The organism is Ruegeria sp. L11 (assembly GCF_056531755.1).
Map to the genome: position 1 here is coordinate 268,216 of NZ_JBQFMI010000003.1, position 16,622 is coordinate 284,837.

General features: G+C 60.7%; 7 protein-coding genes. 5 read left to right on the forward strand and 2 right to left on the reverse strand.

Going from position 1 to position 16,622, the window contains the following annotated elements:
* The first annotated feature begins 26 nt into the window (after window positions 1–26).
* The 4 genes from ACR0CE_RS09510 to ACR0CE_RS09525 are packed head-to-tail and all read left to right on the forward strand — an operon-like array spanning window position 27 to window position 6,704.
* Window positions 27–1,034, forward strand: a complete 1,008-nt coding sequence (locus ACR0CE_RS09510) for an AAA family ATPase (protein WP_267365919.1) — start codon at window positions 27–29, stop codon at window positions 1,032–1,034.
* The gene (locus tag ACR0CE_RS09515) at window positions 1,031–1,906 is read left to right on the forward strand and encodes a DUF58 domain-containing protein (protein ID WP_267365920.1); all 876 of its coding nucleotides are present in this window, start codon (window positions 1,031–1,033) and stop codon (window positions 1,904–1,906) included. The genes ACR0CE_RS09510 and ACR0CE_RS09515 overlap by 4 nt, the downstream gene beginning before the upstream one ends.
* Window positions 1,903–4,665: a DUF4159 domain-containing protein gene (locus tag ACR0CE_RS09520; RefSeq protein ID WP_480832099.1), complete on the forward strand. Its 2,763-nt coding sequence runs from the start codon at window positions 1,903–1,905 to the stop codon at window positions 4,663–4,665. Before ACR0CE_RS09515 ends, ACR0CE_RS09520 begins: the two co-directional genes overlap by 4 nt.
* Window positions 4,662–6,704 (forward strand): hypothetical protein, encoded by a 2,043-nt coding sequence (locus tag ACR0CE_RS09525; protein WP_480832101.1) that lies wholly within the window; start codon window positions 4,662–4,664, stop codon window positions 6,702–6,704. The genes ACR0CE_RS09520 and ACR0CE_RS09525 overlap by 4 nt, the downstream gene beginning before the upstream one ends.
* Window positions 6,705–6,724: 20 nt before the next feature.
* Here the strand turns inward: ACR0CE_RS09525 and pbpC are convergent, their stop codons facing one another.
* Both pbpC and ACR0CE_RS09535 read right to left on the reverse strand, forming a co-directional pair.
* Window positions 6,725–8,782 (reverse strand): penicillin-binding protein 1C, encoded by a 2,058-nt coding sequence (gene pbpC, locus ACR0CE_RS09530; protein ID WP_480832103.1) that lies wholly within the window; start codon window positions 8,780–8,782, stop codon window positions 6,725–6,727.
* Window positions 8,783–8,818: 36 nt separating this feature from the next.
* Window positions 8,819–14,245, reverse strand: a complete 5,427-nt coding sequence (locus tag ACR0CE_RS09535) for an alpha-2-macroglobulin family protein (RefSeq protein ID WP_480832105.1) — start codon at window positions 14,243–14,245, stop codon at window positions 8,819–8,821.
* A gap of 115 nt (window positions 14,246–14,360) precedes the next feature.
* Here ACR0CE_RS09535 and ACR0CE_RS09540 point away from each other — a divergent pair, with 115 nt between their 5' ends.
* Window positions 14,361–16,619: a response regulator gene (locus ACR0CE_RS09540; RefSeq protein ID WP_480832106.1), complete on the forward strand. Its 2,259-nt coding sequence runs from the start codon at window positions 14,361–14,363 to the stop codon at window positions 16,617–16,619.
* The last annotated feature ends 3 nt before the right edge of the window (window positions 16,620–16,622 follow it).

Here is a 16,622-nt window from a genome sequence, read left to right on the forward strand (position 1 = left end):
CATATTCGTCCACGGAAGGGAAAGTCATGAACGAACCTGCCGACCTCGTAGCCGAGATCGAAGCGCTGGAAAACAAGCTGCAAGAGGCCAAGGCCTCGATCACCCGCCGCTTCATCGGGCAGGAAAGGGTCGTTGACCTGACCCTGGCTGCGCTTTTGTGCGGTGGTCACGCCCTTCTGATCGGTCTGCCGGGCTTGGGCAAGACGCGTCTGGTTGAAACCCTGTCAACGGTGATGGGGCTGCATGGCAATCGCATTCAGTTTACGCCCGACCTGATGCCAGCCGATATTCTTGGATCTGAGGTGCTGGATACGGCCGATGATGGCAGCCGCCATTTCCGTTTCATTCCAGGCCCGATCTTCTGTCAGCTGCTGATGGCGGATGAAATCAACCGCGCAAGCCCGCGAACGCAATCTGCGCTGCTGCAGGCGATGCAGGAGCGTACGGTGACAGTAGCCGGTGAGGACCGTTCCCTTGGTGTGCCATTCCACGTTCTGGCCACGCAAAACCCGATCGAACAGGAAGGCACCTATCCCCTGCCCGAAGCGCAGCTGGACCGGTTTCTTGTGCAGATCGATGTAGAATACCCCGACCGCCAGACCGAGCGGGATATTCTGCTGGCCACGACCGGTGTTGACGAAGACGAAGCACATCAGATTTTCAGCAAGGAAGAGTTGCTGGCTGCGCAGGTCCTGCTGCGTCGGATGCCGGTCGGGGACTCGGTTGTCGAGCTGATCCTTGATCTGGTGCGGGCCTTCCGCCCAGAAGAAGCGGGTGTATCCGAACGGGTTGCTGAAACCGTCGCGTGGGGTCCTGGGCCACGCGCTGCACAGGCGCTGATGATGACGGTTCGGGCACGTGCGATGTTGCAGGGGCGTCTGGCACCCAATGCCGAGGATGTGCTGGATATGGCGCGCCCGGTGCTTAGTCACCGGATGGCTCTCAACTTTGCGGCACGGGCACGCGGCGACAGTTTGGCCGACCTGATCGACTCGACTGCTGTCGGGTTGATCCGGACCGAGGCGGCAGCGTGAATGCCGCGCTGACCCTTCGCGAAAGATCCGAGGCCGAGGCATCGCGGCTGCCGCCCCTTTTGGCGCGGGCCGAGCATCTGGCGGGCACCGTTCTGCTGGGTGACCATGGACGGCGGCGCTCTGGCATGGGGGATGATTTCTGGCAATACCGCCCAGCACAGATCGGGGACAGTCGCCGGATGATCGACCACCGCCGCTCGGCGCGTGGAGATCAGCAATATGTGCGGGAACGCGAATGGCAGATCGCGCAATCGGTAATGCTTTGGGTCGATCAGGGGGCGTCGATGCGGTTTGCGTCCGACAAATCGTTGCCGACCAAGGCGGATCGCGCCCGGCTATTGGGACTGGCAACGTCCATCCTGCTGGTCCGCGGTGGAGAGCGTGTTGGCCTGACAGGCACGACCTTGCCACCCCGGCGTGGCAATGCGCAGATCATCCGGCTCGCGCAAGCCTGGTCCGAGGATGATCAAACGGATTACGCCCCGCCTGAACATCGCGCCATGATCCCGCATGCCCGTGCCGTGTTCATTTCGGATTTTCTTGGTCCAATGGACGAAGTTGAACTGGCCCTGACCAAAGCCGCAGACCGTGGTGTTCGCGGCGTAATCCTTCAGGTGCTGGACCCGGGCGAAGAGACATTTCCTTATCGTGGGCGTACGATTTTCGAAAGCGTCGGGGGGTCCGTCCGGCACGAAACGCTCAAGGCGGCAGAGCTGCGGGACCGCTATCTGCAACGCCTCGCCCACCGTAAGGATGCGCTGACGCAGCTTTGCCGGGCGACTGGCTGGCAAATGGGCCTGCATCACACGGGCGATAGCGCGCAAGCGGCTCTGTTGTGGATATATCGTGCGCTGGACGGGGGAACGCGATGACGGTTCTGGCGGGCATCGGCTTTACCGCTCCATGGGTGCTGCTGGGTCTTCTGACCCTGCCGATCCTGTGGCTGATCCTGCGCGCGGTGCCGCCGGCGCCGATCCGTCGGATGTTCCCGGCGGTGACGTTGCTCTTGGGCCTGAAGGATGACGAAAGCGTTTCGGACCGCACGCCGTGGTGGCTGTTGCTGCTGCGGATGCTGGCAGCTGCGGCGGTGATCATAGGTCTGGCCGGTCCGGTTCTGAACCCGTCGCGGGATGAGATCGGGTCCGGGCCGCTGCTGATGGTGCTGGACGCCAGTTGGGCAGGCGCGACCCGATGGCCCGCCACGCTGGATCAGATCGATGCGCAACTGACCGAGGCTGGTCGCGCGGGGCGCACAGTGGCTATCCTGCGCCTGACCGAACCAGAAACACCCGTTTTTCAGGCGGCCGAGGCATGGCGAGGGCATTTGCCGGGATTGATGCCCAACCCATGGCAGCCGACCGAACCTCAGATCGCACAGACCATTGCGGCACTAAATTCAATTGATGGCGGGTTTGATACCCATTGGTTCAGTGACCGGCTGGATTACGCGGATCATGCGGCGCTGGTCTCCAGCTTGCAGGCTCGTGGCGATGTGGTGGTTTATCAGGCGGCGTCCCGGCCCATGGCGATCCTGCCTGCCGCTTATCAGGACGGGTTGATCCAATTGACAGTGCAGCGCGCAGGCCCCGGACCCGAGGAACGTGTGACTGTATTGGCACAAGGGCGCGACCCGGCCGGAACGGCGCGTGTGCTACATTCAGTGGAACTGACCCTGGAAGCCGGGAACGCTTCGGCGCAGGTCGATCTGGCGCTGCCATCCGAACTCCGCGCGCGGATCACGCGGTTCGAAATCCAGGGCCAAAGGTCTGCCGGGGCCGTGACCCTGACCGATGACAGCCTGCGTCGGCGCGAGGTCGCGCTGATTGCCGGGAGTTTGAACCGCGAAGGTCTGGAGCTGCTGTCACCCCTGCATTATCTGACTCAGGTCCTGAGCCCCACGGCGGATTTCGTCGATGGTGGCCTACCCGAAGTTCTGCCCGCCAATCCGGATGTCATTGTTCTGTCAGATGTGGCCCAGATGTCGGAACCGGAAAAGGCGGACCTGATTGAATGGGTCGAACAGGGCGGTTTGTTGCTGCGCTTTGCCGGCCCGCGCATGGCGGCCAGCGATCTTGGGCGTGACACCGAAGACACCCTGCTGCCTGCACGGCTGCGCAGCGGTGGGCGATCTGTCGGCGGCGCGATGAGCTGGGGTGAGGCCAAGACCTTGGCACCATTCCCCGAAACCTCGCCCTTCTATGGACTGGACATCCCTGATGACGTGGTCGTTTCCACTCAGGTCATGGCACAACCAGACCCTAACTTGGCGGATCGCGTAATTGCCTCACTGTCTGACGGCACGCCTTTGGTGACTCGTAAGGCGTTGGGGTTGGGGCAGGTGGTGTTGTTCCATGTGACCGCCGATGCAGAATGGTCGAGCCTGCCACTGTCGGGCCTGTTCGTTGAAATGCTGGATCGGCTGGCCGTGGCTTCGGCTGCAAAGTCCCGGCAAGAGGCTCAGTTACTGGGAACAACATGGGAGCCGGTACAAATCATGGACGGATTTGGCACCTTGTCAGATGCCGGAACCCTGGCAGGTGTCGACGGGGTTGAACTGATATCGGGCCAGATCGGGCCGGAACTGCGTCCGGGTCTTTATGAAAGTGGCAAGCAGAAGCTGGCGTTGAACGTCGTTTCGGAAGAAACTCAGCTGCGCCCTGTTGTCTGGCCCGCGAATGTGCCGATCAAAGGGCAGGAGGTCAGTACGGAAACGCCACTGGGCGGTCTGTTGCTCAGCCTTGCACTGATTTTGCTGACAGTCGATGTTATTGCATCGCTTGCTTTGTCGGGCAGGTTGGGTTTGGCCCGAACAACGGTCTTGGCGTTGACCGGTGTCCTGTTGGTACCCGAAGGTCACGCGCAAACGCCTGAGGACACCGAGTTTGCATTGGCTGCGACCCACGAACTGGTATTGGCGCATGTCCTGACTGGCGATGCGCAGGTAGATGATATTGCGCAAGCCGGGTTGCGCGGGCTTGGCCAAACCCTGCTCTATCGCACATCGGTTGAACCCGCAGACCCCATCGGTGTTGATCTGGAACGGGATGAGCTGGCGTTCTTTCCGTTGCTTTATTGGCCGATCTCAGCGAACCAGTCGCAACCTTCAGCCGAGGCCTATGTCAAGCTGAACGCCTATCTGCGGTCCGGAGGGATGATCCTGTTTGACACACGTGATGCGGATATCGCCAGTTTCGGTGCCTCCAGCCCAAATGGCCGCAAACTGCAACAACTGGCCGGACCGCTGAATATCCCTGCATTAGAGCCGATTCCGCGTGATCATGTTCTGACACGCACGTTCTACCTGTTACAGGATTTTCCGGGCCGATATTCAGGCACCGAGGTTTGGGTTGAAGCCGCGCCGCTGGATGCAGAACAGATCGACGGGATGCCTTTCCGCAATCTGAACGACAATGTGACGCCGGTGGTCATCGGCGGCAATGACTGGGCCGGTGCCTGGGCGGTGGATCGCAACGGGCAGGCGCTGTTACCCGTCGGGCGCGGTTATGCCGGGGAACGGCAACGCGAGTTGGCCAATCGTTTTGGTGTCAATCTGGTGATGCATGTGCTGACGGGGAACTACAAATCCGATCAGGTTCACGTGCCCGCCCTTCTGGACAGGTTGGGACAATGACAGGAACCGTCATCTTCGATCCGCTGATCCCGTGGGCGATGCTGCTTGTCGTGGGTATGATTGCCGTGGCCGGAGTCGTTCTGGCTTTGTGGCGTGGATTGTCGGGATGGGCCTTGCGTGGGTTGGCGGCGCTGGTGATCATCGCTGCGCTGTCCGGCCCGGTCTATCAGATCGAGGATCGTGCACCTCTGACAGATATCGTTCTGATGTTCGAGGATGAAAGCGCCAGCCAGGCGCTTTCAGACCGGGTGGAACAAACGGCTATGGCCGCAGAGGATTTGGCCACCGAGATCGAGGCACGCGACAATACAGAACTGCGCCGCATCCGGGTCGGCGATGGTGAAGGCGATGAGGGCACGCAGATCATGGCAGCCCTGAACGAGACCCTGGCCGAAGAGCCGCGTGCGCGTATTGCCGGTATCCTCGTGGTGTCCGACGGGATAGTGCATGATGTCGATCAGGCCCCGGATCTGCCCGCACCGATGCACCTGCTGCAAACCGGGCGGGAAAGCGACTGGGATCGCAGGCTTATTGTCCGAAACGCCCCTGCTTTCGCCATCATTGGTGAATCGGTGACCTTGACCCTGCGCGTCGAAGACAGCGGAGCTGCCCCCGCAGGTGCAACATCTGCACCGTTGGAAATTTCGGTGGATGGGGGCGAGCCCGAGCAGTTCAGCATTCCAATCGGTCGCGATGTCGAACTGCCCGTCACATTGCCCCATGGCGGGCGCAACGTGATCCAGTTTTCCGTTCCTCAGGCTGAGGGCGAGTTGACCGACCGCAACAACACGGCCCTGATCCAGATGAACGGCGTAAGGGACCGCCTGCGCGTGCTGCTGGTCTCGGGTGAACCGCATCCGGGTGGTCGCACGTGGCGTAACCTGTTGAAATCCGACAGTTCTGTTGATCTGGTGCATTTCACCATCCTGCGCCCGCCTGAAAAGCAGGATGGTGTGCCGGTGGACGAGCTGTCGCTGATTGCCTTCCCGACGCGTGAGTTGTTTCTGGAAAAGATCAACGATTTCGACCTGATCATCTTTGACCGCTACAAGCGGCGCGGGATTCTGCCTGCGATCTATCTGGACAATGTCACAAGCTACATCAACGAAGGCGGCGCGGTCCTGGTTGCCGCCGGACCTGATTTCGCCGGTGCCGACAGCATCTTCCGCTCGCCCCTGGCGCCAGTTCTGCCAGCTCAGCCAACCGCGCGGGTGATCGAGGAACGATATGTGCCGATGGTCAGTGATCTGGGGCATCGTCACCCGGTCACGACCAACCTTGGAGAATCCGAGGATTGGGGGGCGTGGTTGCGACAGATCGACGTGAAACATCGCTCGGGCGACGTGCTGATGACCGGGGTCGAGGATCGTCCGCTGCTTGTCCTGAACCGTGTCGGCGAAGGGCGCGTTGCGATGCTTGCGTCTGACCATGCCTGGCTTTGGAGTCGTGGCTTCGAAGGAGGGGGTCCGCAGCTGGAGCTGTTGCGCAGGCTGGCCCATTGGATGATGAAGGAACCGGAACTGGAAGAAGAGGCGTTGTGGGCCGAGGCCAACGGTCAGTCCATGCGCATCATTCGTCAGACGCTCGGGACAGAAGTCGGCCCGGTAACAGTCACCTTGCCGAATGGCGAGACGTTGGAGATTACTTTGAAAGAGGTTTCTCCGGGTCGGTTTGAAGCGCAGTATTACGGCCCCGAGATCGGCCTTTATCGTTTGCAGGAAGGCGACCACATGGCTGTGATCGGCCTTGGCCCTGCTGCACCGAAGGAGTTCGAGCGCACCATCGCGACTGGTGATGTCCTTGAACCGGTGCTGGCCAGGTTGCGGGGCGGTGTGATCCGGTTGGAAGATGGGCTGCCGTCGATCCGCAACGTACGCGCCGGACGCCCCGCCGCCGGTCGGGGTTGGATCGGTCTGACCCCACGCAACGCGTATGAGACGCGGGATGTCACGCAGGCCGGGTTGCTGCCGCCCTGGCTTGTCTTGCTGCTGGCTGGAGGCTTTCTGCTGGGCGGTTGGCTGCGGGAAGGGCGGCGTTAACGCTGGCCCATTGCTGTTCTTTAACGGGAACCGGGCGCGCTCTGGTCGATCCGGAACGAGGCCCGGTCGGATTGGCCCTGTGCATCCACCACCACAAGTGAGGTAAATCCGGGTCCGGGATTGGGAATTTCGAATTCTCGCTGCCGTTGCCCGGTCAAGACAGGCACGCCGTTGGTCAAAACGGAAAACGGCCCGACACCACCGCGTAGTTTCACCGTGAGAGGGCTCCCGAAAGTCTCTAACACAGCGTTTTCTGGTGGAAACAACAGATCAGGTGCGGTTTGGTCCGTTTCGAAAGCCGCCGCGCGGGGCCGGAAACGTTGCAACGGTTGCGGCAATTGCGCCGCGCCAACCAACAGTGTTGATGGTGGCGGTGGGCGCAGGGGCGTGAGTTCGGGTTTCAGCAGGCCGAAAGCCTCGGTCAGAAGCGGCGCGGCAACGTCCCCTCCGAATGCGCCGGGAACAGGTGTGCCATCCGCGCGTCCCAGCCAGACCCCGATGACATGCTGCCCGTCAAAACCAATGGCCCAGGCATCGCGGTGCCCATAAGAGGTTCCCGTTTTGAAGGCCAGCGCCCCTGAAGTGCTGCCCGTGGGTGGTGTGATCCCGGATAGGATATCCGCAATCTGCCATGCTGAGGTTTCGGACAAAACACGAGAGGTGAGCCGTGCATCAGCCAGGGCGTCATGGCGCAGAATCGGGCCTTGCCCACCAGCGGCCAGCGTCACGTAGATCTGCACAAGATCATGCAAGCTCAGACCGACGCCACCCAAGGATATTGCCAATCCGGGTGTACCACTGCTCAGGCGCGGTTCTGATCCTGCTGTCCGCAGTGCTGCCATCACGCGCGCAGGGCCCAGCTCGTGCGTCAGGCGCACGACAGGGATATTCAGCGACAATTGCAGCGCGTCCCGAACCCTTACATCGCCCCGGAAAACGCCATCGAAGTTTCGCGGGGCGTAACGCCCGAACATCACCGGGCTATCGCGGATCAGGGTTTCCGGATGGGCCAGCCCCTGATCGAATGCCAGCCCGTAAACCAGAGGTTTCAGCGTCGATCCGGGCGACCGCACGGCTTGGGTCATATCCACGAACCCTTGTCGTGCATCCTGATACCCGGCTGACCCGACCGAGGCCAAAATCTTACCGTCGCGATGATCTGCCACGATCAGCGCAGCGGACACGTGCGGCCCGACGCGCGCGGCGGCCCGAGCGACCACAGTTTCCAACCGGGCTTGCACCCCTGCATCCAGGGTCAGATCAAATACACCGGTTGCACGGGTTTGGCCTTTCACGCGGTCGGTCAGATGGGGTGCAAGGCGCGGAAACGGGATCATTTGATCAGGAATGGTTTCCGTCAGGGCTGCGTGCGTCTCAGCCTTGGTCAATACGCCGTGGCGCTCTAACCTGCGCAAAATCCGATCACGGGCAATTTGGGCTGTCTCGGGTCTGCGATCCGGGCGCCGCGCCTCCGGGGATTGCGGCAAAGCGACCAGCAGGGCCGCCTGTGCGGCGGTCAAACGGGTTGCTTCTTTGCCGAACCAGGCGCGGGCACCGGCACGGATACCTTCCAGATTGCCGCCATAGGGGGCATGGGTCAGGTAGAGGTTCAGGATCTGTGTCTTGCTCAGCTGCCGTTCCAGCGCCAATGCGACCCTAATCTGGCGAAATTTGCCACTCCAACGCCCGGTCGACCCATCTTCGATCAGCCGCGCGACCTGCATGGTCAGGGTTGACCCACCCGAAACCGCGCGCCCATTCCAAAGGCTTTGCCCGGCTGCGCGCAGCAACGCGACACGGTCCACGCCCGCGTGGGTCCAGAAACGTTTGTCTTCGTACCGGACCAGCATAGCGGTGAAGTTGGGATCGACCGAACCGGGCTGTAGCCTCCAGATGCCATCTGCAACCGGAAACACGCGCAGGAGGTCACCGTTACGATCCCGCATCTCGACCGAAGTTTCAGTCAGAACGGGCGGCAGCACCGTGGCGTCGACCCAGCGGTCGACACCATCCCGCGCCAACGCCGCCAGATAGAGAGCACCGGCCAACGCAAATAACAGGCGCGGCACCCTAGGCATGAGAGCCGCCCAAACAGGGGTATGAACGATGTCCGGTCACTGCACCTCGACCCGTCCCGTCGCCGTTCGCGCACGGTTCTGGGGGCGGTACATATCTTCGACCGAGGCCGCCGGATGGTGGAACACGCCCGGTGTGACGGCACGGGCGACATAAGCCAGCGTCACGGTCTGGCGTCCAGACAGGTCAACCGCAGCCAGGAACCTGTCCGAGCGGAACTCGGTATGCGTGGCATCAGACAGATCCAACCAGTCCAGCGACCGTACATCGCCCGATCGCAGCAGGTTCGGGTTGTCGATCTCGATCCCGGCGGCAAGAGGATCGTCTACCATCAGACGCGCCCCACCGCTTTCAAACGGCGTGACCGTCAGAACCGTGACAAACCGATCCCCTACGGCAAAGCGGCTTGCGTCAATCAGATCACCGTCCATCGAATAATACTGCCGTTCGATAGCATAGCCGGTGCCACCTGCCTCAGGCGGATCTTCGGGGATTCCGGTCACCGTCAGGGTGATATCGGTGGCCTGACCGTCGGTCGCAGTGATGTTGACCTCTTCCGCCTGCCCGGATTGCAGAACCTGAACAAAGGGGCCGGAAACTGACACGCCGTTGACCGTCAAGCCGGACCCGGAAGGGTCTGACACTAGCGCGTGCGCTGCTAGCAGGGACCACGCGGCCTCTTGTGTGGACAGGGGCGTTCGGCCCGTGCTTACCCGTTGGATCAATGCGTTGCGGTCAATCGCCTCGCTGCCTGCATCTACGGCCAGGGTCAGCAGGCCCGCCGCATCCCGCAGGCGGGTGCCGTAATCCGCGCGCCAGTGGTTTTCCTGATCGTTCGGCTCCTGTTGCAGCATCCGCGCCGCACGGGCGAACATCGCGTCTGCGCGGGTCTGGTCCCCGTACGACGCCAGCGCAGCGCCCAGTTGTGCGGCGGCCAACGGCGTGTCGAAAGCATCCCCTTTGACATCCGCATAATAGCGCAGATCGCCCATCGCCGCCGCGCCTTCCCGCGCCAGAACCATCAGGGCATAGGCAATATCCTGACCACCTTCGTCGAAGTCCGGCGCATAGTTGACCCGATTGCGCAGGTTATCCATGGCCTGCGCAAAAGCCCGATTCGGCACCGGGTTCCCCTGCGCACGAGCGCGCGACAGGAAATCGGTCACATAGGCGTCCAGCCAGAAATCACCGCTGCCTGCGCGCCACAGGCCAAAGGCACCGTTTGCAGCCTGACGAGTCAGAATGCTTTGGATCGAATCCGTGATGCGCTGATCCACCTCCGGGCCATTCCCCAGCCCCGAGGCCTGCGCGACGGATGACAGGTAAAGCAGCGGCAGTGCCTTGCTGGTGATCTGTTCGGTGCAGCCATAGGGGTAATGGTTCAGCTGATCCAGCAGGCCTGGCGTGTCAAATTTGGCCAACGCTCCGGCTGACAGAATGGCCTTGGCCGAGCCAGGTTGAAACCCATCAAAAACATCCTGCGAAAACAGAAAGCTGTCCCCCGCACCCAGCGCAAAGCGCCGCGTCCGGGCAATTACGGGATCGTTGGCCCGCACCGGCATCCGCAGGGTTTGCGACAGATCGCGCCCGTCTGGCGTGGTGATGGAAACGCTGATCTCTGGATCGCCAATGACATGGGCTGTAACAGGGATGTCGAACACCGCTTTACCACCATCCTCCAGCTGAAAGCGTGCTGGTACCGGGCCTAGTTCCAGCCCACCAGTGGTGGTCAGGCCAAGCGCTATGTCTCCGGATGCGCCATCCGCATGGACGATCTCAAGACGCATCCGGCTTTGATCGCCTGGGGCCAGAAACCGCGGCAGACTGGCCGTAACCACCACCGGGTCGCGGACGATCATGTCCGCCTCGGCCTGCCCGACGGCTTTTTGTGACCACGCGACGGCCATCAGTCGGACCGTACCATTGAAGGCGGGCAGGGGGATGTCGACCTCAACCTTTCCATCCGCACCGACCTGAACCGGGCCGCTGAACACCGCCATCAGATCTTGCGTCGGTGGCGGGGATTGGCGGCGCATCCCGTTGTCATTGTCGCCGCCAGAGCGAACCGTACCCATCGCTCCGTTCATGCCGTCGATCAGCCGCCCGTAAACATCTCGCAAGTCCACGCCCAGCCGACGTTGCCCGAAATAGTACTCTTGCGGGCTTGGACTTTCGAACCCCGTCAGGTTGAGGATGCCCACATCCACAGCAGCAAGGGTCAGCCAGACTGGATCATCGCTTGCAACATTTTCGACCCTAACAAGGGCCTTCTGTGTTTGACGGGGCGAGGTAACCTCGGGCACCTCAATGGCAACCGACAGCGTGCGATCCGAAGGATCAATGGCAGCATAGGCGACGCCCATGGCGCGTGCCGGGTTCTGACCGGCCGCAACATCCATCGGTCGGATCACCGTGGCTGTGACATAGGCACCTGCACCCCAATCTTCTGTCACCTCTATCGGGATAACTGTCTCGCCCTCCTTTACGGCAACCATCTGGCGATGGATCAGTCGGTTCGACAGCACTTCGACTTGGGCGATACCTGCCATGCGCGGAACGATGCGCAGCTGTGCGGTTTCCCCGGCGCGATAGCTGTCACGATCCAGCGACATCTCAAGCCGGTCAGGCGTGGCCGAAGCATCTGCGGCCTGATACCAGCCTGCGTGGAAATCGACAGCGGTTTCCGTAAAGGGGCCATCAATACGTTGGACCACCAGTTCATAACGGCCCCAGTCTACGGGCTGGGACAACGTCAAAGGATCAGTGGCGGCGTCAATCTCTCCGGTGGCAACGCGAGTGCGTCTGGTTGTCGGTTCCCAATTCCAGTTTCCGTAAAGCTGATACCATTGATACCGCGTTTCGATCTTGTTCAGCGTCCAGCGCAGGCGCATCGGGCTGGGGCTCAGGTCGGGTGCAAGGCCAATGATCTGAAACGCTGCCTCGGTACCTTCGGGGATTACGTCCTCGAACAGGGGTTTGACACCGATCACAGGTTGCGGCGGCAGGACAGGAACGCTCAGGCGACGTTCAACAGGGCGGCCCGAGCCGTCAGCCAGTCGCGCAATAACCTCGGCTTCAATTGGTTTCCCTTCCGTCTCTAACAAAGGGATTTCAACGGCAATAGATGCTTTGCCGTTTGCATCTGTGCGCATGTCACCAAGATAGGTGCTTTTGATCGATGTCTCGGCGTCATAGCGGCCAAAGCGATACCCGTCGTAGCCCGGCACTGTGTCCGCCGGGCGTGCGATAACCTGACCGTCGATGCTCAGGTCCGACCCCGGCGCACCAAACAGATAGCGCGCGTCGATCGAAAGCGGAGGGCTGTCGCCAGGACGCAGGGGCGCGTCCGGCAGGGTCAGCTCAAAATCTATACGTTCCGGCAGGAAGTCTTCTACCAGCACTGTTTGTCGCGCCAGCGCATCGCCTTTGGGATCAGACTTGATCTCGATCCGCCAAGCGCCGCGTGGTGCATCCTCTGCAACAGGCAGGGCAAAGATATGCCCCCCGGCGACGCCGCCATCCGAGACGGTTCGGCGGTATTCCACGCCGTCAGGGCGATACAGGATCGCAATCAGGGGCAGGCCCTCGATAGCCTGCGCCTCACCATCGCGCGACAAGGCGGTGAGGTGGATCACCTCTCCGGCTCGATAAGCGCCGCGACCCGTGGCTAGAAAAACATCAACCGGCCCCGCAGGTGCACGCCCTTCAACACCACGATCTGACAGGTCAAAGGCAGGATCGGTCAAGGATAGAAAGCTGAAGTCACTGTCCCCGGTCGATGCCATCACCAGCGCGGGCGCACTGGCACCCTTGCCCCGCGTCAGGCCGGGATCGAACCGGACATAACCCGATTCATCCGTTCGCGCTTGGGCGATGACCGCATTTGCGCTTGTGACCAGTGAAACCTCGACACCTTCACGGGGTGCCGCGTCGCTCAACCCGCGCACCGTGACGTGCAACCCGTCGGTGCCAAGCACGCTGCTGATCCCAAGATCGGACAGAACAAACCATTGCGTCGCGCCCGGGTCGTCATAGGGATCAGCCCCCGGAACACGGGCGGTCAGAGCATAAATACCGGCGGGCTGATCCGCGATCGCCTCGGCCATGGGCAGGCGCGCCGTCATGGTCTGGTTCAGTTCGTTGGCCACTTCGGCGATGCCAGTCCAGATATCCTCGGCAATTTCATCGGAAAATTCTGCTTCCTGCCATTCACTAAGCGGACGACCGAAGAAATCCTGCTGCACCGCGCGCAACAGGTTCCGGTCGCTGACCCTCCGCAGGATCAGGTTCAGCTCGGTGACGTTGACCGTTTCAACGGGCAACGCAGCATCAGCGGATTTCGGCAGAACGTAGCTGCGCCCGGGAAACCGGACCGAAGGCGCCCGGTCGCGCACGTAATGGGCAAGCTCAACATTGCGGTTCAGCGCCTCGCCCGAGGCGGAGGGCAAGCCTTCGCGTAGCGTCAGGCGATAGCGCTGACCATGGGCGACACCGCCAACGCACAGCTGCCTGCCCTCAGCCTGTACCACCAACCCGTCATCGTTGCGCTGGACAAACGGATCATAGTCGACCCCCGCCTTGACCAACGGTTCCGAAAACTCGACGCAGATCCGCGGCGCGGCGGCGTCGCTTTCGACAGAACTGTCGACCACGCGAAACCCGTATTTCCCGATGGCATCATTCAGTGCGGCCAGTACATCCTCGCGCGGTTGGATTTGCTCGGCCAGCCGCAGCACCGGGATCATATCGCGCCCACGCTCGACCTCCTCCAGGGCGCGGGCCAATGTCATCAGGGCGGCAATCTGCGTGCCGGGAGCGTCCGCGCGCAGATAGCCATTGGTTGCGGCATTCAGCGCACGGTTGCGCAGGTCGCGCCTTTCACTCCAGTCCGAAGAGTTTGTCTGCAACAACAGGCGCGCGTATTCCACCCACAGATCAGGCGCATCGCTGAGCGATACGGCCACACCAGTCCAATTCATCACCTGCCGCGGGCTGCTCGCGCTGCGCGCCGCGTCCAGAACAGCCTGCAGGTCGTTACCCTGTGCCATATGCAAAAAGCCCAGATCGCGTGCCTGATCTGCGGCCTGCTTCAGGTCAGCAGTACCAAGTACATTCAACGCATTTGCGCGCGTTTTTGCCAATGTTTGGATCTGATCTGGAGTAAGCACCTTCTGAGCAGACACAGCCCCCTGATAGGTCTCTTGCCGGTTTACACCGCTTTTTGGAAAACAGGCATTGGATCGGGTGTTGTAGGTGAACGCGGTGCAAAGTGTATTGGCGGAACAAGCCTGAATGCAGGACTTCAGATCGGTATCGAAAAGGGCGTCCAGATCCGAGCCATAAAAATCTGCGTCCCGTGTCGTGATGTAGCGGAAATCAGGCACTGCATCTTGCGCCTGGGTGGCGCCGGGCAGGACCAAAAGTGAAAAGACGTAAGTTATTGAAATAAAAACAAAGCGGCGCATGGTGCCCTCCTCTTTGGGCACAGCGTTGCATGGTGTACGCCTGTTGTGCAACGGCTTAAACAGTTTTTCATCTTCCATCGGGATGCTGGGAGCAGAGCGTTCTGGAATCAATCAAATGAGTCTTGCACATAAATTGGCACAGGAACGGCGCGCGCGTTTGGCAGCTGAACGGATGCTGGCCCTGAAACAGGCCGAGCTTTCGGCAGCCAATCGCAAACTGGGTCAACATGCCATGGCGTTGACCAAACGAATTGGCGAAACGCAGGCTGAGGTTGAAACCGTTCGGGATGAAAACGAAAAGGTCAAATCCGATCTCTGCGTGGCCAACGCCAAGATCGAGGTTGCCGAACGCCGTTTGTGGCACTCGATTCAGACAATTCAGGACGGATTTGCCTTTTTTGACGGTGACAACCGGCTGATCGGCGCAAACACCGCGTATCTGAGCGTTTTTGAAGGCCTGGACGAGGTCGCGCCGGGGATATCATACCCGCGTATTCTGCATTTGCTGACGTCAGAAGGTATTGTCGATATCGGGGATGAATCTGCGGAAGACTGGCAGGACAGAATGCTGGCCCGCTGGAGCCGCGCCAACCCGCCACCAATCGTCATGCAGCTTTGGAACGGTCACTATATCCGCCTGATCGACCAGCGCGGCAGCGGTGGCGATATGGTGAGCCTTGCTCTCAACATCACGGCGTCGGTCCGGCACGAAATCGAGCTTAAGGCGGCGCGCGAGAGGGCCGAAGCAGCAAACCGGGCCAAGTCGGCCTTTCTGGCCAATATGAGCCATGAAATCCGCACCCCGATGAACGGCATCGTTGGCATGTCCGAATTGCTGGACGAGACACCGTTGGACGAAGAGCAGCGGCTATACGTCAACACGATCCGCAATTCGGGTGAGGCGTTGCTGGTCATCATCAACGACGTTCTGGATTATTCCAAGATTGAGGCGGACAAGCTGACTCTGCACCCCGAACAGTTCGATCTTGAACGTTGCATTCTTGAAGTTGCGATGCTGCTACAGCCCAGCGTGCGCGATAAGGGGCTGACATTGCTGGTGGATTACGACTTGTTCTTGCCAACCCTTTTTGTGGGCGATCCTGGTCGGATACGGCAGGTTCTGACCAATCTGGTCGGCAACGCCGTCAAGTTCACCTCCGAAGGCTACGTGCTGGTCCGGGTGACAGGGGTGCCCAACCCGGATGTGCAGATCTGCGACATCCATATCGCGATTGAAGACACCGGAATTGGCATCGACGCCGAGAAAATCGATCACATATTTGGCGAGTTCAATCAGGTCGAAGACGAGCGCAACCGCCAGTTTGAAGGCACCGGGCTTGGCCTTGCCATCACCAAGCGGCTGATCACCTTGATGGGCGGCTCGGTCTGGGTTGAAAGCGAACCGGAACAGGGATCCTGTTTCGGTTTTCGCGTGACACTGCCCACGGTAGAAGGCCCGCAACCCGAGCCTCCGAACCTGGCGGATTGTTTGAAACATGTCCTACTGGTCGAAGATCTTGCCGTGAACCGGGCCATTCTTGCCAAACAGCTTGGGCGACTGGGGGCTGAGGTGACGGTTTGCACGTCGGGGACCGAGGCGCTGTCACAGATGAATGATCAGATTGATTTGGTTCTTTGTGACCACGATCTGCCGGATATGGATGGCCTGGATCTTGCGGTCGCGCTCAGGGATCGCGGGTGGGGTGACATTCCGGTGGTCGTGATGTCTGCAAGCCCCGGTTTGATTCACGCGCATCCTGCCCGTGACCTGATCGACGGTGTCTTGCAGAAACCCATCCCTCGGTCCGAGTTGTATGGCAGGTTGATGGCCCTCGACGGCTCATCGTTGGAAAGGGGCCCTTTGGATGTGGTTAAAACAGTCTCTAAAAAGCGAGATTCTGAATCTGCGCACCCCCGACGCATGAGGATTCTTGCCGCAGAAGACAACCGCACCAACCAATTGATCCTGAAGAAGATGGTCAAGGATCTGAATATCGATCTTCGCTTTGCCTCGAATGGGATTGAAGCGGTTGAGATCTATCAGGCGTTCGAGCCAGATCTGATCTTCATGGATATTTCAATGCCGAAGATGGACGGCAAACAGGCAACAGCGGAAATTCGCAGGCTCGAGGTTGCAACCGGTCGCCACGTCCCCATCGTTGCCCTGACGGCTCATGCCATGGCCGGGGATGATCAGGGAATTCTGTCAGCGGGCTTGGATCACTACCTGACCAAACCGCTACACAAGAACCGCATTCACCAGATGATCCTGCAACACCAACCCGATTGCGTCTGCGCGGTCACAGACACCATACCCAGCGTCAAAATCCGGCGTGAGCGGGACGAAATCCCGGATCCGACCTCGTCAGGCTGACAC